The organism is Cupriavidus sp. FW305-27 (genome assembly GCF_058787995.1).
This window is the reverse complement of record NZ_JBYTAG010000007.1, coordinates 102998-122960: the sequence shown is the minus strand read 5'-3', so window position 1 is coordinate 122960 and position 19963 is coordinate 102998. Positions and strand designations below refer to the sequence as shown.

General features: G+C 65.1%; 20 protein-coding genes and 1 tRNA gene. 9 read left to right on the top strand and 12 right to left on the bottom strand.

Going from position 1 to position 19963, the window contains the following annotated elements; genetic code table 11:
- Window positions 1-22: 22 nt before the first annotated feature.
- Both AC3WRI_RS05285 and AC3WRI_RS05280 read right to left on the bottom strand, forming a co-directional pair.
- Complete coding sequence (locus AC3WRI_RS05285; RefSeq protein ID WP_010812992.1) at window positions 23-694, bottom strand: hypothetical protein; 672 nt, start codon at window positions 692-694, stop codon at window positions 23-25.
- A gap of 108 nt (window positions 695-802) precedes the next feature.
- Window positions 803-2446, bottom strand: a complete 1644-nt coding sequence (locus AC3WRI_RS05280) for an ABC transporter permease (RefSeq protein ID WP_010812991.1) — start codon at window positions 2444-2446, stop codon at window positions 803-805.
- Between the two features lie 121 nt (window positions 2447-2567).
- On the opposite strand from AC3WRI_RS05280, the gene AC3WRI_RS05275 reads away from it, so the two are divergent.
- The 5 genes from AC3WRI_RS05275 (at window position 2568) to AC3WRI_RS05255 (ending at window position 7409) form a co-directional block, all read left to right on the top strand.
- Window positions 2568-3701: an ABC transporter ATP-binding protein gene (locus tag AC3WRI_RS05275; protein WP_081225771.1), complete on the top strand. Its 1134-nt coding sequence runs from the start codon at window positions 2568-2570 to the stop codon at window positions 3699-3701.
- A gap of 69 nt (window positions 3702-3770) precedes the next feature.
- A complete protein-coding gene (locus AC3WRI_RS05270) occupies window positions 3771-5138 on the top strand; it encodes a replication-associated recombination protein A (RefSeq protein WP_011614682.1) in 1368 nt (455 codons plus the stop codon).
- A 124-nt stretch (window positions 5139-5262) separates the two neighbouring features.
- Window positions 5263-6567 carry a serine--tRNA ligase gene (serS, locus tag AC3WRI_RS05265; protein ID WP_011614683.1) on the top strand — a complete coding sequence of 435 codons (1305 nt, stop codon included), beginning with the start codon at window positions 5263-5265 and terminating at the stop codon, window positions 6565-6567.
- Between the two features lie 90 nt (window positions 6568-6657).
- A tRNA-Ser gene (locus tag AC3WRI_RS05260) sits at window positions 6658-6747 on the top strand.
- Window positions 6748-6818: 71 nt separating this feature from the next.
- Window positions 6819-7409 carry a recombinase family protein gene (locus tag AC3WRI_RS05255; protein ID WP_492292712.1) on the top strand — a complete coding sequence of 197 codons (591 nt, stop codon included), beginning with the start codon at window positions 6819-6821 and terminating at the stop codon, window positions 7407-7409.
- Between the two features lie 66 nt (window positions 7410-7475).
- Here AC3WRI_RS05255 and AC3WRI_RS05250 read toward each other — a convergent pair whose 3' ends face one another.
- The 8 genes from AC3WRI_RS05250 to AC3WRI_RS05215 all read right to left on the bottom strand — a co-directional run bounded on the left by AC3WRI_RS05250 (window position 7476) and on the right by AC3WRI_RS05215 (window position 13482).
- A complete protein-coding gene (locus tag AC3WRI_RS05250; RefSeq protein ID WP_492292710.1) occupies window positions 7476-8315 on the bottom strand; it encodes a rolling circle replication-associated protein in 840 nt (279 codons plus the stop codon).
- 74 nt (window positions 8316-8389) lie between these two features.
- Window positions 8390-8674 carry a hypothetical protein gene (locus tag AC3WRI_RS05245; protein WP_492292708.1) on the bottom strand — a complete coding sequence of 95 codons (285 nt, stop codon included), beginning with the start codon at window positions 8672-8674 and terminating at the stop codon, window positions 8390-8392.
- Between the two features lie 89 nt (window positions 8675-8763).
- On the bottom strand, window positions 8764-9576 hold the full coding sequence (locus AC3WRI_RS05240; RefSeq protein ID WP_492292706.1) for a zonular occludens toxin domain-containing protein: 813 nt from the start codon (window positions 9574-9576) through the stop codon (window positions 8764-8766).
- Window position 9577: 1 nt separating this feature from the next.
- Window positions 9578-9730 (bottom strand): hypothetical protein, encoded by a 153-nt coding sequence (locus AC3WRI_RS05235; RefSeq protein ID WP_492292705.1) that lies wholly within the window; start codon window positions 9728-9730, stop codon window positions 9578-9580.
- Window positions 9731-9781: 51 nt separating this feature from the next.
- Complete coding sequence (locus AC3WRI_RS05230; RefSeq protein ID WP_492292703.1) at window positions 9782-10105, bottom strand: DUF5455 family protein; 324 nt, start codon at window positions 10103-10105, stop codon at window positions 9782-9784.
- A 1-nt stretch (window position 10106) separates the two neighbouring features.
- Window positions 10107-11639: a hypothetical protein gene (locus AC3WRI_RS05225; RefSeq protein WP_492292702.1), complete on the bottom strand. Its 1533-nt coding sequence runs from the start codon at window positions 11637-11639 to the stop codon at window positions 10107-10109.
- Between the two features lie 68 nt (window positions 11640-11707).
- Entirely contained in the window at window positions 11708-11968 is a 261-nt protein-coding gene (locus AC3WRI_RS05220) for a hypothetical protein (RefSeq protein WP_492292700.1), read from the bottom strand.
- Window positions 11969-13143: 1175 nt separating this feature from the next.
- On the bottom strand, window positions 13144-13482 hold the full coding sequence (locus AC3WRI_RS05215) for a hypothetical protein (protein WP_492292698.1): 339 nt from the start codon (window positions 13480-13482) through the stop codon (window positions 13144-13146).
- A 146-nt stretch (window positions 13483-13628) separates the two neighbouring features.
- Between AC3WRI_RS05215 and AC3WRI_RS05210 the strand changes: the two genes are divergently transcribed.
- The 3 genes from AC3WRI_RS05210 (at window position 13629) to AC3WRI_RS05200 (ending at window position 16196) form a co-directional block, all read left to right on the top strand.
- Window positions 13629-13919, top strand: coding sequence for a hypothetical protein (locus tag AC3WRI_RS05210; protein WP_492292696.1), 291 nt, complete (start codon window positions 13629-13631; stop codon window positions 13917-13919).
- A gap of 224 nt (window positions 13920-14143) precedes the next feature.
- On the top strand, window positions 14144-15073 hold the full coding sequence (locus AC3WRI_RS05205) for a DUF1653 domain-containing protein (protein WP_492292694.1): 930 nt from the start codon (window positions 14144-14146) through the stop codon (window positions 15071-15073).
- On the top strand, window positions 15066-16196 hold the full coding sequence (locus tag AC3WRI_RS05200; protein ID WP_492292720.1) for a phosphatase PAP2 family protein: 1131 nt from the start codon (window positions 15066-15068) through the stop codon (window positions 16194-16196). The genes AC3WRI_RS05205 and AC3WRI_RS05200 overlap by 8 nt, the downstream gene beginning before the upstream one ends.
- Here the strand turns inward: AC3WRI_RS05200 and paeA are convergent.
- The gene (gene paeA, locus AC3WRI_RS05195) at window positions 16078-17397 is read right to left on the bottom strand and encodes a polyamine export protein PaeA (RefSeq protein ID WP_010812984.1); all 1320 of its coding nucleotides are present in this window, start codon (window positions 17395-17397) and stop codon (window positions 16078-16080) included. The genes AC3WRI_RS05200 and paeA overlap by 119 nt on opposite strands.
- Window positions 17398-17479: 82 nt before the next feature.
- A complete protein-coding gene (locus AC3WRI_RS05190) occupies window positions 17480-18460 on the bottom strand; it encodes a LysR substrate-binding domain-containing protein (protein ID WP_010812983.1) in 981 nt (326 codons plus the stop codon).
- Between the two features lie 126 nt (window positions 18461-18586).
- Here AC3WRI_RS05190 and AC3WRI_RS05185 point away from each other — a divergent pair, with 126 nt between their 5' ends.
- On the top strand, window positions 18587-19870 hold the full coding sequence (locus AC3WRI_RS05185; RefSeq protein WP_037023958.1) for a D-amino acid dehydrogenase: 1284 nt from the start codon (window positions 18587-18589) through the stop codon (window positions 19868-19870).
- Window positions 19871-19963: the final 93 nt, after the last annotated feature.

Here is a 19963-nt window from a genome sequence, read left to right as displayed (position 1 = left end):
TTTGCAGTAGGGGCGGTTCCTGCTACAGCAGGAACCGCTTGTTCCCAGTCACCTGCGTGGGCTCCAGCTTGCGGAACGTCAGCTTCACGCTGCTGTTGAGCCGCCGCCCCGCCTGTCGCCGCACCAGTGCGCGGTGCAGCAGGCCCTTGTGGCCGACCGTGCCTTCGGCATAAGGCTGGTCCGAGGTCCCGCCCAGCGCCATCGCGGCCAGTGCCTGGTTGCGTTCGGCCGCACTCTTTTCCAGCAGCTTGTCCAGCGCCATGCGGGCGCGCACCTGCGCGGCCAGCGCGATGTCGCCGGGATTGGCGCGGGCGCGCTCGGCGTCCCACGGCAGTTGCACCTTGCCGGCAACGCGGCGCAGCGCGGCGCGCAGTTCGGCGCCATCCATCCGGGTTTCCTGCACGATCCAGACGGCGTCATGGCGCAGCACCGCTTCGGCATCGGCCATGCGGCGCACCAGCGCGGGCTGCAGCTCGGGCGACGAGAACTGCCGCGCGCGGCGGATCGCGTTGAGCGCGATGCGTCGCACCTGCGGGTTGGCGTGATCGAACAGGTCGGCGATGACGCGCGCGGCGGTGTCGGCCGAATCGACCATCTCGGCCAGCTGTCCGGCCAGCGAGACTTCTTCCACGCCGCTCAGCTTGTTGCGGCTCAGCCGGTTCAACTTGAACAGCAGGATGTGATATCGCAGCATAGGTTCTTGCGCGGCAGGCCTGCCGCTGTTCGCTCCCGGGCGAACGCCGGGCCATAAGAGGCTATCGGCGCGTTGTGGCGCGACTTTAGGGCAAGAAGCGTGGGAGGCTCAGCGCTGCGCTTCGCGCCGGATCGTGCGCGACAGCACGATCACCGGCAGCAGGCCCACGGCCACGATCACCAGCGAGGCGGTGGCGGCCTCGGTCAGGCGCTCGTCGGCAGCGAGGTTGTAGGCCTGCACGGCCAGCGTGTCGAAGTTGAACGGGCGCATCACGAAGGTGGCCGGCAACTCCTTCATCACGTCGACAAAGACGATCAGTGCCGCGGTCAGCAGGCTGCCTCGCAGCATCGGGAAATGCACGCGCCGCAGCGTGGCGCCGGGGCCGTGGCCCAGGCTGCGCGCGGCCGCATCCATGCTGGGGGTGATCTTGCCCAGCCCGGCATTGACGGTCTGCAGCGCCACGCCCAGGAAGCGCACCAGCAGCGCATAGACCAGCGCGGCGATGCCGCCGGTCAGCAGCAGCCCCACCGAGAGCCCGAACTGCTGCTGCAGCCAGGCCGACAGCGCGTTGTCGAGCCGCGCCACCGGCACCAGCACGCCCACGGCAATGACCGAGCCCGGCAGCGCATAACCCATGCCGCACAGCCGCGTCAGGCCGCGCATCAGCCAACTGCGCTTGCCGTTGGCCGCGCGCGCGGCGTAGCCCACCGCCAGCGCGACCGTCACCGCGGCCAGCGCGGTGGCGCTGGCCAGCAGGAAGCTGTTGCGCACCAGCCCGACAAAGCGCGCGCCGAACTGCGCATCGCCGTCGGTGAAGGCCATGCGGCACAGCATCAGCGCGGGAATCAGGAAGCCCAGCAGCACCGGCACCATGCATACGGCCAGCGCCAGCCAGCCGCGCGCGCCGTCCAGCGTCCAGGCCACGGCGCGGCGCTGGTTGCCGTAGACCTGCGCGCGGCCGCGGCTGGCGCGCTCCATCAGCAGGATGGCGGCGACGAACAGCAGCATGCATGCCGACAGCTGCGCCGCGGCGTTCTTGTCGCCAAGCGAGAACCAGGCGCGGTAGATGCCAGTGGAGAAAGTCGGGATGGCAAAGTAGGCGACGGTGCCGAAGTCGGCCAGCGTTTCCATCATTGCCAGCGCGGTGCCGGCAACGATGCCGGGGCGCGCCAGCGGCAGCACCACGCGCCAGAGCCTGCTCCAGGTGCCGTGGCCGAGCAGGCGCGCGGCCTCCAGCGTGTTCTGGGTCTGCTGCAGGAAGGCGGCGCGCGCGGTCAGGTAGACGTAGGGATACAGCACCAGCGAGAACAGGGCGATGGCGCCGCCCAGCGAGCGGATATCTGGAAACCAGTACTCGCGCGCCTTCCAGCCGGTCAGCTCGCGCAACCAGCCCTGCACCGGCCCGGCAAACTGCAGCGCGTCGGTGTAGGCATAGGCGATCACGTAGGCGGGCATCGCCATCGGCAAGACCAGCGCCCATTCCATCACGGCGTGGCCCGGGAAACGGTAGGTCGATACCAGCCAGGCGGTGGTCACCCCCAGCAGCAATACCCCCACGGCGACGCCGCACAGCAGCCAGACGGTGTTGAGCACGTATTCCGCCAGCACCGTGTCGATCAGGTGGCGCCAGGTGTCGCCGGCGGGCAGCAGCACGGCCGAGGCGATCACCAGCACCGGCACGGCGATCAGCAGCGCCATCACCAGGGTGGCCAGGGTCAGGGGATGGAAGCGGCGGCGGCTGGACAGGAGCATGCGTCGGAAAGTGGGCGGAAGTGCCGCGCACAGCGTGCGGCTGCCGCATTCTAGCAATGTGGGGCACGCATTTGCCCCGAAAGGCGCTCACGGCCCCCGGCCGCGTCCCTATAATGCGCACATGCGAACCGATTCCTATTCACGCTTGCCCGGCGCCCAGGCCCGCAGCCGGCCGGCGACCCGCGCAGGCGTTGCTGACGTCACTGGCGCTGGCGCCGCTGTCATCGAGGTCGACCATATCCGTCACGCTTTTGGCCGCCATGTGGTGGTCAAGGGGCTGTCGTTCTCGGTGGCGCGCGGCAATATCGCCTGCCTGCTGGGGCCCAGCGGCTGCGGCAAGACCACGGTGCTGCGTGCCATCGCCGGTTTCGAGCCGCTGCAGGACGGCCGCATCGTGCTGGACGGGCAGGTCGTGTCGTCGTCCGGGGCGATGCTGGCGCCGGAGCAGCGCCGCATCGGCATGGTGTTCCAGGACTATGCACTGTTCCCGCACCTGGACGTGGCGGCCAACGTGGGTTTCGGCCTGGTGCGCGCCAGCCGCGCCGGGCGCGCGGCGCGCGTGGACGAGGTGCTGCAGCTGGTCGGACTGGCCGGCGCGGGCCGCAAATATCCGCATGAGCTTTCCGGCGGCCAGCAGCAGCGCGTGGCGTTGGCGCGCGCGCTGGCACCGCGCCCGGAGCTGCTGCTGCTCGACGAGCCGTTCTCCAACCTCGACGTCGACCTGCGCGAACGCCTGAGCCTGGAGGTGCGCGCGATCCTGAAGGCGCAGGGCACCACCGCGATCCTGGTCACCCACGACCAGCACGAGGCCTTTGCCATGGCCGACGAGATCGGCGTCATGCACGACGGGGTGATCGAGCAGTGGGGCAGCGCGCACGACCTCTACCACCGGCCGACATCGCGCTTTGTCGCGGGCTTTATCGGGCAGGGCGTGCTGATGGCGGGGCGGTTGCGCGAGACCGCGGAGATTGAACTGGAACTAGGCCTGCTGCGCCCCGCGGCGCCGCTGGCGCTGCCCGCTGGCGCCGCCGTAGACGTGCTGGTGCGCCCCGATGACATCATCCACGACGACGCCAGCCCGATGCGCGCCGAGGTGGTCCACAAGGCCTTCCGCGGCGCCGAGATCCTGTACACGCTGCGCCTGGCCAGCGGCGGCCGCGTACTGGCGCTGGTGCCGTCCCACCACAACCATGCCGTGGGCGAGCGCATCGGCATCCGTGTCGAGATCGAGGATGTGGTGGCATTTGCCGCCTAGCGTGCCACGCAGGGGCAGGGCGCCGATGGTCTACACTGTGGCGTTCTGCATTCACAAGGCTTGAATACCGTGGCGGACACGCTGTTTTCCGATACTCCCGACCGTTCCCGGCAACCGCTGGCCGAGCGCCTGCGCCCGCGCACCATCGACGAGGTGATCGGGCAACAGCACCTGCTCGGTGCGGGCAAGCCGCTGCGCGTGGCGTTCGAGTCCGGCGAGCCGCATTCGATGATCCTGTGGGGCCCTCCGGGCGTGGGCAAGACCACGCTGGCGCGGCTGATGGCCAGTGCCTTCGACGCCGAGTTCATCGCGCTGTCGGCGGTGCTGTCGGGGGTCAAGGACATCCGTGAGGCGGTCGAGCGCGCCGAGCAGTTTCGCGCGCACGGCCGGCGCACGCTGGTGTTCGTCGACGAAGTCCACCGTTTCAACAAGAGCCAGCAGGATGCCTTCCTGCCGCATGTGGAAAGCGGGCTCTTCACCTTTATCGGCGCCACCACCGAGAACCCCTCGTTCGAAGTCAACGGTGCCTTGTTGTCGCGCGCTGCGGTCTATGTGCTCAAGAGCCTGGACGATGCCGAGCTGACCCAGCTGGCGCTGCGCGCCAGCGAAGAACTCGGCGCACAGGCGGGCGACCTGAGCTGGCAGGACGAAGCACTGCAGCTGATCGTGGCCTCGGCCGATGGCGACGGGCGCAAGCTGCTGAACAATATCGAGATCGTGGCGCGTGCCGCGCGCACCGCCGGCGCCGCGCAGATCGATACCGCGCTGCTGGGCAGCGCGCTGTCGGAAAACCTGCGCCGCTTCGACAAGGGCGGCGACGCCTTCTACGACCAGATCAGCGCGCTGCACAAGTCCGTGCGCGGCTCGGACCCGGACGCGGCGCTGTACTGGTTCTGCCGCATGATCGACGGCGGCGCCGACCCGCGCTACCTGGCGCGGCGCATCGTGCGCATGGCATGGGAGGATATCGGCCTGGCCGATCCCCGTGCCGCCCGCATCACGCTGGACGCGGCCGAGACCTATGAGCGCCTTGGCTCGCCCGAGGGCGAGCTGGCGCTGGGTCAGGCCCTGATCTACCTGGCCGTGGCGCCCAAGTCCAACGCCGGCTACAACGCCTACAACGCGGCGCGCGCCTTCGTCGCCAAGGACAAGTCGCGCGCGGTGCCGGTGCACCTGCGCAACGCGCCGACCAAGCTGATGAAGGAGCTTGGCCACGGCCACGCCTACCGCTACGCGCACGACGAGCCCGAGGCCTACGCCGCCGGCGAGCACTACTTCCCGGACGACCTCAAGGCCCAGGACTGGTACCAGCCGGTGCCGCGCGGGCTGGAGGGCAAGATCGCCGAGAAGCTGCGCCACCTGCGCGAGCTGGATGCCGCCTGGCATCGCGAGCAGCGCGTGGCCAAGCCGAAGGACGGCGGCAAGGGCGGGGAGTGAGCGGTGGCGTGAGCCGGCAACACGGCGCTGGCCTGGCATCGCCCGGTTCGCGCCGGACGGGGCCGGTGCAGTAAAATGGCGGGTCCGCCGGCATGTCGCTGGCCCTGCACTTCACCAAAGCAACATGCTCGACATCCAGCTGTTCCGCAAAGACATCGACGCCGTGGCGCAACGCCTTGCCACGCGCGGCTACCAACTCGACGTTGCGGCGTTCCAGGCACTTGAGGCCGAACGCAAGCAACTGCAGACCCAGACCGAGGAACTGCAGGCGCGCCGCAACAGCCTGTCCAAGCAGATCGGCATGCTCAAGGGCAAGGGCGAGGACGCCTCGGCCGTGATGGCGGAAGTTGGCGGCATCGGCGACACGCTCAAGGCCTCGGCCGCGCGGCTGGACGAGATCCAGGCGCACCTGGCCGAGCTGATGCTGGCCATCCCCAACCTGCCGCATGAAAGCGTGCCGGTGGGCAACGACGAAACCCAGAACGTTGAAGTGCGCCGCGTGGGCGAGCCGCGCCAGTTTGACTTCGCCGTGCGCGATCACGTCGACGTGGGCGATAAGCTGGGCCTGGACTTCGACACCGCGGTCAAGGTCACCGGTTCGCGCTTCTCGATGTTGCGCGGCGGCCTGGCGCGCATGAACCGCGCGCTGGTCCAGCTGATGCTCGACACCCATACGCAGGAACACGGCTACACCGAGATGTACGTGCCGTACATGGTCAACGCCGCCTCGATGCGCGGCACCGGCCAGCTGCCCAAGTTCGAGGAAGACCTGTTCAAGGTGCCGCGCAAGGTCGGCAGCGAAGACGGCGAGCGCATCGAGAACTTCTACCTGATCCCGACCGCCGAGGTGCCGCTGACCAATATCGTGCGCGACGCCATCGTCGCCGGCGAGAAGCTGCCGCTGCGCTTTGTCGCGCATACGCCGTGCTTCCGCTCGGAGGCCGGCTCGTATGGCAAGGACACGCGCGGCATGATTCGCCAGCACCAGTTCGACAAGGTCGAGCTGGTGCAGGTGGTGCCGGCCGCGCAGTCGTTCGAGGCGCTGGAACAACTGACCGGCCACGCCGAGGCAATCCTGAAGAAGCTGGAGCTGCCGTTCCGCACCATCGTGCTGTGCACCGGCGACATGGGCTTCGGCAGCACCAAGACCTACGACCTCGAAGTGTGGATCCCCGCGCAGAACACCTACCGCGAGATCAGCTCGTGCTCGAATATGGGCGACTTCCAGGCGCGCCGCATGCAGGCGCGCATGCGCGCGGGGCAGGGCAAGCCGGAGCTGGTGCACACCCTCAACGGCTCCGGGCTGGCCGTGGGCCGCACGCTGGTGGCGATCCTTGAGAACTACCAGAACGCAGACGGCTCGGTCACCGTGCCGGCCGCGCTGCAGCCGTACATGGGCGGCATCACCCGCCTGGAACCGGAGATGTAAAGCGAACCGAAAAAATCCGCTGCCAGCCTATTGCATCGGCTGGCCGGACATGGCTATAATTTCGGTTTCGCCACACGGCAACAAGTTACCGGAGAGGTGGCAGAGTGGTCGAATGTACCTGACTCGAAATCAGGCGTACCGGCGACGGTACCGTGGGTTCGAATCCCACCCTCTCCGCCATTTATAAGAGACTGCTTAACTCAGTACCTAGCGAGCTACACTGATGCGCCATAACAACAAAGCGCAGGGTCATGCTGGTAGGGTACGCAAGGGTAAGCACCCAAGAACAAGAGTTTCACGCTCAGACCGACGCATTGCGACAAGCAGGCGTCGGTTTTTTATTTGCCGAGAAGAAGTCCGGGGGCAGTACATCGAAACGGCCGGAGCTGGAGAAGATGCTGTCACGCCTTCGCCCAGGCGACACCGTAGTGGTCTACAAACTCGATCGCATCGCGCGATCGCTGAAAGACCTACTCATCATCATCGAACGCATCGAGGCGGCAGGCGCCGAGTTTCGCAGCCTCACAGAACACCTCGACACACGATCCCCCGCGGGGAAGATGATCTTCCAGATCATCGGGGCATTCGCAGAGTTTGAGCGAGAGCTGATCCGAGAGCGCACCCGCGCCGGCATGAAAGCAGCTGTTGGACGAGGGGTAAAGCTAGGCAGGCACAGAGCCATGACGCCCAAGCAGGAACGAGAGTGCATCGACTTCTGGCTAACAGGCAACTACACCAAGACCGCGCTGGCATATCGATACGGCACTCACATCAGCAGCATCAAGCGGGCGATCAAGCGATATAACGAATCCATACAACCCGAGCTACTACAAGCCGCATGAAAAAGACGTTGATCGAAATGGCCATTCTTGCGGCAGGATGCATCTTCGCCTGTGGCGTGATCTACATCACCGTTCAATGGGTCCTGTAGCCATCCAAAACGTAGAGTACTTATCGTAGTAAGCCTGTAAATCGCGAGGATTGCCCTCGCGATTGGCGAGATGCAGGCACTCTGCCATTACTTCCGCCACGTCCCGAGCATGAGCGTAGTAGGCCACGCGCTCAGGCTCCGGCACATCGATGCCACGCGAACACCAGTAGCGCTTTTCGTTGAGGCCGAACAGCTCAGCATTCTTGGCAATGTACTTCGAAAGGTAGGCCGCTAGCTTGTGCTGGCCACCGCGACGCCCATGCGGATTAGAGACATCGATATTACCGTTGTCCTGGCCTACGATGCGACGCCAGATTGAGCGCACCAGCTGATAGACGAGCCGGCCCTTAACGGCAATGTGGAAGTGCCACGCCCCCCGTTCCTGTTGCTCCATGGTGCAGACGTACTTGAAGTCCCGATGCTTCGACATGGCACGGCGAAAGCGGTCAAAGTCCTTCTTTGCACGGTCCCGATCTACCATGTTCTCCCGATAGGTGAGGGTGAGCATCCGATCTGCGCCCATGGCCTTGCACAGGTGCCTGACGCGCTGTTTAGCCCTGTTGGCCGCGTCTATGATGTTCTGCTCGCGGTTTTCCGACTCGCCGCGCTTGGCCTTCGGAACCCCGTTGAACTGCAGTGCACCGACATAGCGGTCATACCGCTTTGCCACGATCTCCATTTGCCCATCGGCAAACACGCGCTTCCGGATTTCCCATTCCTCTTGGAAGGCGTTGAAGTAGCTGCCCGGCTCACGGTGATCGTCCACACCTACCGGCTTTTGTTCTTGATCGTTATGTGCTATCGTGATTTCACGCATGGCGACTGCCCTCGAATGCTCGCTATGTACGGCCCCGGAGTGCTGGTAACACTCGCGGGGCTTTTCTTTTGGCCCTACAGGATGCGGAAACGACCCTCCGCCGCAGCTTCGTCCTCTCCCTCTACCAACGGCACCAGCGACACCGTCAGACGCGCGAAATTGACGTTGCGCTGATACAGCCAGACGCTGACCATCAACGACAGCAACCAGTAGGCCGAGACACCTTGCTCGCCTTCGTCATCAAGATCAAAAAACGACTCCGTATCACCGACGCACAGGTCAATGGTGAAAGCGTCCGGCACCACCGAGGCACCAACCGGAGATTGCCGAACCGACGCCAGTTCAACGATATCTGCCATTCGCTCCGCTCCCTTTTCGTTAAGTGTCCACATTACAAGTCTAGGCCGGCTGCGCCGGCCCGCGCTGCGCACAGACCGACGCCGCCGGCCTAGGTCTTGGCAAACAGGTCTCGCCACTCATCAAAGGAAATCAGCCCCGCGCGCTGAAGCCCGGTGAGCCGCCGACGCTCCGCCATCTTCCGCTTGATGTCCCGGTAGCGCCTGACGGTCTTCCATCCGTGCGTGTAGTACGGAGGCAGGTAGGAATAGGGCGCTTGCCACGGATCGAAGGTGAAGACCTGGCGCGTGTCATACGCCTTGAATAGATCGTTTCCGAGGTACGTCCACTTATCCGCCAACGGCGCGCCCGCATCGACGCCATAGCGCACCATGGCCTGATGAATGCGCGGGAAGTGAGGCACCCATGTGCCGCCTGTCAGAATACTGAAAATAGGCCGAAGGAACGGGATAGTCATCCGGTCTAGGCGCTTGCACGTGACCCGGTACTCAACGAGCGCTTCCCGCACCTGCTTATCGACCTGCGCGATGTTCTGGCAGATGAAATACACGTCCCAACCCCTTTTTCGCGAGTGAATCAACCAGTCAATCACCGGCTGGCGATCCTTGTCCCCATAGCTACGGGCATTCATGTAGGCCGCCATCTCATCGACCACAATCAGCCCATTCTTGGATTCATCCATCTCCGGATTGCCGATCCCGATCATCTCCAGATGCGCCACCGTAGGCTTGTCCGGAAGCCGGATCACGCGGCACATCTTCGCATCGCGGTTGACGAGGTGCTCCAGCCAGAGATTGAGATTCGTCGCGACACGCTTGCCCGCTATCAGTGCATCACGGATACGACCCGTGGCACAGAGTGTCTTGCCGGCGCCGAGCTTGCCCTCAATGAGGTAGATAGCCATGTCAGAGCGACTTGCGCAAGAACTTAGGAAGCCACATCAACAGCAACAGGAAGACGATGACCAACCCACCACCAACCGTCAGAGAAACCTCCGGATCCACCGGTTTCGATTCACCAGCAGCCAAACCAAACAGGAAGCCAATCAGGAATTCCATTGCATTGTTCTCCTATCAATCCACGTCACCAGACAAACCTACGACGACTCATCAAGCCCCAGCCACGTATTCAATGGCCTTGATCTGCCAGCGATAGAGGCGACATGCCGCCCACACTCCGGAGTAAATAGACAACATCGTCGGCGCCGCGGGAGGCATGCCGACCGAAAGCGCAACTAACAACCAATCCGCACCTGGAATGAACTCCGACAGCGATTGCAGCGCCAGCTTGAGTGCCAGCATCACCGCCGAGAACACGGCACCGAACGTCCCCAAAATCACGACCCGATTGGCGACTCTCTTGCCAAACCAGTCGATCATCACCTTTGCCAGCCAGCCGAACAGCGACGCCAGCAATCCCCCGAGAATTGGCATATCAGCTCCCGTTTAGCGCATCTTTCACTTCAGCGACACAAGCGCCCATGATCGTGAACGCCCAAATGACCGTCGCAAGCACCTTCATAGTTTCCACAGCGGGGCACCAGTCGATCGACACGAAATTCCCCGGCACTGCCTCCACCTGAGTCGGCTTGCACTCCGAGCGCGGAATCACCGGCAGCCACGATAACCAATTGGTCTCAGGCTTTGCGCCATCCAGTACCGACTTAAGGGCATCGGTCTGTTGTTTCATCGCCGCATCCATCGCGGCCCCGGTAGACGACTGCGTTTCCGCTGACTGCGCGGTCGGCGTACCGGCCTCATCAATCTTGCAAGCAGGACTACCAGCGATACCCAAGCCGCAAGGCAACGGAGCATCGGTGCCCGCCCCCTTTTGCGTTTCGGTCGTGGTCGTGGTCGTGGTGTTGTTCGTGGCGCTATTCGTCACGCTGTTTGTGGTCGTGGTCGTAACGTTGAACGTGAGGTTGTTTCCAGCAGCCGACGTGCCGCTATTGCCGGGCGTCACGGTCGACGACTTGGTAACGGTCGTGGTGTCCGTTGAGCCGTCGCCATGGGGCGAGGTCGTGGAGCTAACCTGCATCGGTCCAACCGTCACAGGCGACGCGTTGAACTGGCCTGTAGCACCCTCCCAGAACGGACCATCGAATGCGCCCTGATATTGGCCATTCATACCGATCTGCTTAAGGATGTCCGCAGCAGTCGCAGGCTGTTTGCCGAGGTATGCATCCACCGCTTTGCCCGCATCATCGGGCACGGCCGCACGCTCTGCACCAGTCGGAGACGACATGCGCATCGAATCGTCATACCAGTTGCTATTCCACCAGTAACGAAGGTTTGCGCTAAGACATGGAGCACCATCTTGGCATTGGATGGGCTGAAAATTTGTCGCAGTAGGGCGACGAGCAAGCACCCAGCCCTGATAGGTAACGTTGTCTATGCAATCAGTTCCCGCCCAATTGCAGACGCGTCCTTTCATCGTGTCCGGCGCCGGAGTGTCCTTAATGCACCATCCGCCTGGCTGATTGCACACGTACATGCCGTAATCAATAGCCGCTGTCAGCAAGATGCCGCCAACCAGCCCTTGGGGCGTCAACCGCCATGCGTTTGTGGCCAACCCCTTGAGAGACGAGCGCGGAACCCGCACCACGTCACTTACGCCCAACTCCACCGCCTTCTTGATCGGTGTATCCACGACAAGCTTTGCGCTGTTCGTCAGCACGGCACCGCCAGCACCATCCGCAGTCACCACGCCCGCTTTGATGTAGTCGGAAGGGGATGCCAGCGAACGAGCAATACCATCCAATCCGGACTTGTAATGCCCCACCACACGGCCAAGGCTGTCATACACGCGCCCGTTAGCGTAATAGGTTCCCGACTGAGCCAACGACGCGGGAGAGTGCAGCAGAGAAAAGAGAAGGGCCAGCGCGATGACGACTGGCCCAATCAGCAGATCAACGGAACTCCGGGTTGACACAGAAGCCCGCTGGATTCTGGCAGCGTAGTTTTTCATATGCGGGATCAAGTGGCGTTCCGCATGCCGTGAGGCATGACCCCACGGCACACAGAAGCAGCAGACGCTTAAGCAGCGCCACGGAACTTCTTCACATACTTGACGCCGACACCCACGCCGACACCAGCAGCCGCCACCAGCACCAGCGGCAGAGTGAACTTGCCAATAGTTGCGAGGGTGTCTGTCTTCGCCTGCGCAATAGCCGTGTCAATATCGGTGGCCTGTGCAAACGCAGCAGGAGCGCCGGACAGAGCCAGCACAGCACCGATGCCAGCAGCAGCAGCGGTCTTCTTGAGTTTCGGCGCAATGGCCTTGATGCGAGCTTTCATGATTTCTCCGTTGTGATGTCGCCCTGGCAGTGCATTGCAGATGGGCGACCGATCTGCAATTCGAAAAATCTCCGCGCGCGCGGCAGCCTGCGTTGAGGTCGAGACCTTTATCACTTCACACTCCGTGCCTTCGCTCACTCCGCTCCGCCGCTCGCTTCGGCCCTCCGGGTACTCCCGTTCAGCGCCGAAAGTGAGCCTCCCCCTGCGCTGCACTACGCTCCGTTCCGCTCCACTCCGTTCCGGCGCGGAAAAGTCGAGGAAAAACCGGTAAAACCCTCGCCCCTTCGGGGCGGCTCCGCCTCCAGCGTGGATAACTCCGCCCTCCGCGCATGGACAAGGCATTGACAGGCATGGACAACAACCAGCGCGTTGCCCACACCTGCCAACCCCTTGCCCACACGCTACGGACCCCCGCGAAGTTACCCACCCCTCCGGCTCCGCTCGACAAGCAAGAGACATTTTCCCCTTGGGAAAATGGCGACTTTTCCGCGCCTACACTCCGTTCCGCTCCACTGCGCTCCGTTCCGCTCCGGGTACTCCCGTTCGGCGCTGAAAGTGAGCCTCCCCCTACATGCCTGCACTCACTCTGTCACTTCGCTCCCTACGGCCCTACGCGTGCCCCGCTAATCAACGCTCGCACCTAATGCAGGATCGCGCGCGCGTCAGGCAACATCCTCAAATCGACGCATGTTGCGAATCGCAGCACCCAAGCCGTAGCCGATGAAGAACGAGAGCAGCACGACACCGATAACCGCCGTCATCGCAACACCCCCGCCACAACACCGACAGCAAACGCAATCGCGCAGCCCACATACAGCACCGTAGTGCGCAACTCCCGAACAGCCTCGACAACAGGGTCAGGTGCAGCCTGTGCCATGACAGACGAGCACAGGAGCAAAAGGCTGGTAGCTATCAAGGTCTTCATGACCCGTACCCCAAGCAAGCCACACACACATTCCGAGCGTCACCAGTGCGACGGTCAACGCTTCGGAAACATCCCGTCCCCGGAACATGACCGGTCGCCGGAGCGTCGAGACACATAGGCAAATCAACCCGAGTAGTACGAGCATCAGGAAGACTTGCATATGCGTCCCACAAAAAAACCGCCCCGCCGCCGACCGTGAGGCCAACGAGCAGGGCGAGGAAGTTAAGAGCAAAACGATTCACAGCAAAATTCACGCAGCCTTGGACTCAGCAGCGGGACCAGCACCCGGTTTCGGCGTAGCCTGAGGCGCGACGCTGCGCAGGGTACTGATACGGGCAGCGACAGTGTTATCGCGGCCCTGAATGAGATCGAAATCCGCCTCATACAGACCGGGAGGCGTTTCCTTGAGGTGATTGGCCAGCGTCATCACGCCGACGAACGGAGGGAGCGGGGCACCGGTTTCCTGATCCAGTCCCTTCGTTTGCACGATGCACTGTGCCTGGAACATTTCGTAGGCGTTGCCGGTCTTCCGGCTGGTGCCACGAATGGGGATGATCGAGATGATCTGCAGCGTTTGTTGAGCCTTCATGGTTTTTCCTCATGCGCTATCGACGCGAGATTTCGTTACAAAGGGCCCGGTTTACGGGGTGTTGTTTACGGCCTACACTTGCACTCACTCTGAGGTGGAGTATCACTCAGAGTGAGTGTGATCGAAGAATAGCAAAGGGACTCAATATGAGTGTAAAAGAGGCGATTGAATTTATTAAACTGCGAGGCGGGTTCAATAGCTACAAGGCATTGGCCGAGGCTGCAGGCGTTGACCTGCGCCGCATCGACAACGCCGTGGGCCGAGGCTCCGCACTCAATGCATCGGAAGAAATCGCACTGGGCCAAGCCGCAGGCATGAAGCCGATGGAAGCCATCCAACTGCTAGAACTGGCCTACGATCCGGCACGGGAGGCATTGCTCAAGGGTTTCCGAGGGCTGCTTAACGCCATGAAGAGGGGTGTCAGCTTGGCTCGCTGATGCTGCGTTAAGCAGTCTCAGGAGGGGTTCAAAAACGACCCTCTCCGCCAAAACAAGAAGCTGTCGGAATCGACCACCGGCAGGCAACAACAGTGTAGTAAAACTCAGGCCGACGCCCACGACAGTGCGCGTCGGTTTTGTTTTTTCCGCGGCCGGTTTTTCATGCGGCGGGCATGGGCCGCGGCACTGGCCCGCGTACCGGACGCGCTGCCGGGTGCACTATCATGGCGATCCGCAACGCAGGATGCCGCACCATGACACAGCCACCCGCCAGCCAACCCCCAGCACCGGCCTTCCACGGCGATCCGGCCGAACTGCCGGCCGACCCCAACCTGGTCGCCGGCATGCCGTACCGGCACTACAAGGGCGGCGCCTACACGGCAGTCGGCATCGGCCGCTTCGAGGCCGATCTCGCGCCCGTGGTGGTCTACCGCGCGATGCGCGATCCCTCATTGCTGTGGGTGCGCCGCGCCGATGTGTTCAGTGAACCGGTGGCCGCGCCGCAGGGCGAGGTGCCGCGCTTTGCGCCCGCCTGGCCCGCGGCGCTGGCGTGCCTGGACTTCCTGCCCCGCCAGGCGGTGCTCGATGTGCTGGCGCTGCACGATACGCCGTACCGGCACTACCACGACCGCCGCCATATCCTGGAGATGTTCGAGACCGCCCACGCGCGCGGCATTGCGCTGGACCGCGCGCAGGCGCTGGCGGTGCTGTGCCACGACGCGGTCTATGTGGCGGGGTGCGGGCACAACGAAGCCGCCTCAGCCGCGCTGATCGAAACGGTGGCGCCCGGCGAGGACCGCGCGGTGCTGGATCGTGCCGCGCAGATCGTGCTCGATACGCGCGGCCATGGCCCGAGCATTGCCGGCGCCGACACCGTGCTCGATCTCGACCTGCTCAGGCTGGCCGCGGCTTCGGAAATGTTCGATGCCCACAGCCTGGATGTGTTCGCCGAGAACCGCGCCATGCTGGCCGCCCGCACCGGTCTCCAGGGGGAGGCGCTGGAGACTGAATTCATGCGCCGCCGCGCGGCGTTCCTGGGCAAGCTGGCGCAGCGCCCGCGACTATTCCTGACCGACGCCTTTGCCGACTGCGAGGCGCCGGCGCGCGCCAATATCGCCCGCATCGTCGGCGCCGCGGGTGGGTCCCGTGATTGACGTGCCGGCAGGCGCGAGCGCCTTCGCCGAGGCCTGGCTCACGCCGGGCACGGCGCTCGGGCTGCTGGCGCTGTTCACGCTGGTGACGGTGCTGCTGCTGAGCCTGGTGCCGCTGCTGGTGGCGCTGTTGCGGCCGGTGGTGCGCTGGCTGGACCGGTGGCGCGTGTGGGGGGCCGGCGCACTGTCCGCGCGCGTGGCCGCACAGCCGCGCCGGCTGAGCACGCTCACGCTGCGCATGCTCGAGCGCGACATGGCCGAGCTGCTGGTGGTCCTGCTGGCCGGCGCCGTGCTGCTGGCCTGCGGCAGCGCCCTGTTCTGGCTGGCCGGCGAGGTCGCAGAAAGCGGGGGCGTGGTGCGCATCGACCAGATCGTGTTTGCATGGCTGCGTGCCCTGCGCACCGACTGGCTCGATATCGCGATGGTGGCAGTGACCGAACTGGGCGGCGCGCGCATTTCCCTGACGGTGGGCGTGGCGGTGTTCGCGTGGCTGTGCTGGCGGCGCGCCTGGACCGTGGCCCTGTACTGGGCCGCCGCGCTGCTAGGGGCGCGCGCCTGCGTGATGGCGCTCAAGCTGGGCATGGCGCGCATGCGCCCGGCCAGCATCTACAGCGGCCTGGAATCGTATTCCTTCCCCAGCGGGCACGCCACCAGCAGCATGGTCACCTATGGCTTCCTGGCCTTCCTGATGTGCCTGCGCCAGCCGTGGCGCGTGCGCATCCCGGTGCTGGCACTGGCCGTGGTGGCGGTGGCGGCGATCGGGGTATCGCGGCTGTACCTGGGCATGCACTGGCTGTCGGATGTCGCTGCAGGCTATGCGCTGGGGCTGGCATGGATCGCGCTGCTCGGCACGGCTTACCGCACGCTGCACGTGCCGGCGCCGAAGGAATCGGTGGCGCCATGGCGGCTGGGCGCGGTGGCGGCGGCAGCGGTGGTGGTGGCGTTCAGCTATGTGGCGTGGTTCCGGCTGCCGGATACGCAGGAGCGCTACCGGCAGGCCGTCGCGCCTACGCCAGCCGTGGCGGCGCTTCGGCTTCCGGCGCCTGCGGCAGGCGCGACACCAGCAGCTGGTCGATCTTGTGATGGTCGATGTCCAGCACTTCGAAGCGATAGCCCGCCACGGTGATCGACTCGGATTTCTTCGGGATGCGCTTGAGCGAATAGATCACCAGCCCGGCCGCGGTGTCGACATAGTCCTCGCCGGGCAGGGTGTCGAGATCCAGCGCCTTCTTCAGGTCCACCAGCGGGGTGAGGCCGTCGACCAGCCAGGAGCTGTCGTCGCGCCGCACGATCTGCTCGTCCTCGCTGGAATACAGGATGTCTCCCATCAGCGCGCCGACGATATCGTCCAGCGTGACGATGCCCACCACCAGCCCGTATTCGTTCATCACCACGGCAAAGTTCTGGTGCATCTCGCGGAAGCGCGTGAGCGCCTCGGACAGGGTCAGCGTGTCGGGGATCACCAGCACGTTCTTGTCGTGGTGGCGGCCGATATTGTTGATCACGGTGGCGCTCTCGTCGGCCAGCAGCAGCTGCAGGATGTCCTTGGAATCGATATAGCCCTGCACGTCGTCGAGGTCGTGCCCGCACACCGGGTATTGCGCGTGCGGCTGGTTGACCAGCTTGCGGCGCACGCTGTCGGCGGGTTCGTCGAGACTCAGGTAGACCACGTCGTCGCGCGGCGTCATGATCGCGGTAATGCTCTTGAACTCGAGCTCGAACACGTTTTCGATCAGGTGGAGTTCATGCTTGTGCAGCACGCCGGCTTCGGCGCCGGCATCGACCATCGCGGCGATGTCCTCGGTGGTGATCTGGTCGACCGGCTTGGTCGGCAGGCGCAGCAGCCGCAGCGTGGCATCGGCGGCGGCGTTGAAGATCCAGACCAGCGGCTTGAGCACGCGCAGCAGCGTCAGCATCGGGTCGATCACCGCCACCGCGCACCGCTCGGGGAAGGTCATGGCGATGCGCTTGGGGATCAGGTCGGCAAACTGGATGAACAGCAGCGTCACGATCAGGAACGAGCCGATATTGGCCACGCGCTGGGCGTGGACCACCTGCATATAGGGCGACAGCGTTTCCAGCAGCAGGTCCGATACATGCTTCTCGCCGAGGATACCGGCCAGGATGGCCACGCTGTTGACGCCGATCTGCACGATCGTGAAGAAATTCCCGGGCTCTTCCTTGAGCCGCAGTACGCGCGTGGCGCGGCCATCGCCGCGCTCCGACAGGACTTGCAGCTTGGTGCGGCGCGCGGCGGTCAGCGCGATCTCGGAGACCGAGAAAAAGGCGCTGACAAGGACAAGGGCGATCAGGGTCAGGACGAACATAGGCGGTTTGGCGCACGCAGGTTGTGCCTGCAGGCGGCTTGATGATGGTGCACGCCGCGCGCGGCTGTCAATCGGACATCAGTCAGACATCAGGCGGACCTCGATCGCGGCTCCGGGGCGTGGCGTCAAAGCTGGCGGCTGGCGCTTCCAGCCGCTGCGGCAGCGTTGCGGCCAGTTCCGCGGCGGCCAGCGCAAACTGCGCGCGCAGGTCGTCGGCCAGGCTGGAGCCGGCGCGATGGCTGGCGCGCAGCATCTGGACCTCGAACGGCAGCACTGGCGCCACGTCGTGCAGCGCGACCCGCTCGGGGCTGGCGCTGAGCGCGGTGTACTGGTCCAGCAGGGTCACGCCCAGCCCCGCATCGACCAGGGCCAGCGCCAGCGAATAGGTCTGCACCTCCAGCGTCGAGCGCGGCTCCAGCGCGTGCCGGGCCAGGGTCTGGCGCACCAGCAGCCCGAGCGAGCTGTTGTCGTCATAGCCGATGAAGGCGCGCTCCATCAGCCGCTGCATCGGCACCACCTGGCGGCGCCCGCCGGCGGGCAGCGGCTGGCCGCGCGGCACCGCCAGCAGCATGCGGCCGCTGGCCACCGGCTCGCTGGCGATGGCCTCGTGGCCCGGCGGCGCAAAGGCAAAGCCCAGGTCGATCTGGTTGGCCAGCAGCGCCCCGACGATCTCGTCGGTATGGTGGGTCAGCACCTGCACCTGCGTGTCCGGGTGGCGCGCGCAGAAGCGCCGCACCGCCGGCACCAGCAGCGGGTTGGCCAGGCTGGGGGTGGCGGCCACGCGCAGCCGCCCGGCGCCCTTGTGGCGCAGGCTTTCCGAGACCCGGCGCACGCGCTCGATCTCGCCATATAGCCTTTCGACATCGCCATAGAGCGCATTGGCCTCGGGCGTGGCCTGCAGCCGACCGCGCACCCGCTCGAACAGGCGAAAGCCGAGCGAGGCCTCGGCGTGCTGCAGCACGCGCGTGACCACCGGCTGGGACACGTGCAGCAGGCGCGCGGCCTCGCTGACGGTGCCGGTCAGCATCACGGCGCGGAAGACTTCGATCTGGCGCAAGCGCATGGCAATCCGGGAAGCGGGCAGGCATCCATAGCCTGATGGCATATTCTGGCACGTATTCGCATTGGGCAATCCGCGCCGCCTGCACTACGCTTTGCCGGATCGGGAAAAAGCAATCAAGGGATGGCAATGCAGGTAGTGATCGTGGGCGCCGGCGTGGTCGGCATGACGACGGCGTGGCGCCTGGCCGAGGACGGCCACCAGGTGATGGTGCTGGAGCGCCACGACGGGCCGGCCGAGGAGACCAGCTTTGCCAATGGCGGGCAGCTCAGCTACAGCTATGTGGCGCCACTGGCCGGGCCGGGCGTGATGGCCAAGGTGCCGGGCTGGCTGCTGCGGCGCGATTCGCCGATGCGCTTCCGGCCCGCGGCCGACCCGGCGCAGTGGCGCTGGCTGGCAGCCTTCATGGGCGCCTGCAATGCCGCCACCAGTGAAGCCACCACGCGCAAGCTGCTGCGGCTGGGGTTCTATTCACGCGACCTGATGCAGGCGTTCGTGGCCCGGCACCAGCATGACGATGTTGGCGCCGGTTTCGATTTTGCGCGGCGCGGCAAACTGGTTGTGCACCGCGATGCGGCGGCGTTCGATGCGGCCTGCCGGCTGCTGGACTACCAGGCCAGCCTGGGTTGCGAGCAGCAGGCGCTGGACCGCGATGCCTGCGTGGCGCTGGAGCCCGCGCTGGCCGGCATCCGCAACGAGATTGCCGGCGCCATCTACACGCCGAGCGAGGAAGTGGGCGACTGCCACCGCTTCTGCCTGTCGCTGGCACGGTTGCTGCAAGACGGGGCGCACGCCGGGGTGTCGATGCGCTTCGGCACCGTCGTGCAAGAGCTGGTGCAGCAGGGTGGGCGCGTGACCGGCGTGCGGACCGCCAGCGGCGTGGTGCCGGCCGACGTAGTGATCGTGGCCGGCGGCATCGGCAGCGTGCCGCTGCTGCGCCCGCTGGGCGTGCGGCCGATGCTGTGGCCGCTCAAGGGCTACAGCATCACGGTGCCGCTGGCCAGCGGCACGCGCGCGCCGCATATCAGCGTGACGGACTTTGCCAACAAGATCGTCTACGCGCGCATCGGCAATACACTGCGGGTGGCGGGCATGGCCGACCTGGTGCGCGGCGGCACCCGCATCGACCCGGAGCGGGTCGGCACGCTGGTGGCACAGACACGCGCGCTGTTCGAGGGCATCGTGCCCGAGCTGCCGCTGGCGCAGCTGCAGCCGTGGGCCGGGCTGCGCCCGGCCACGCCGGACGGCCTGCCGCTGGTGGGGCCGTCGCGGGTGTCCGGGCTATGGCTGAACCTGGGCCATGGCGCGCTCGGTTTTACGCTGGCGATGGGCAGCGCCGGCCTGCTGGCCGACCGGCTGGCAGGGCGCCGTCCGGCCATCGAAGCAGAGGATTTTGATGCTGCGTGCGCCTAGCGTCCTGTCCCGCTAGCGCCGCAGGCAAGTGTTGGCTCATGCCGTACCCGTGCGTCCGCAAGCCACGACGCCGTCCACGAAACATGCCTCAAT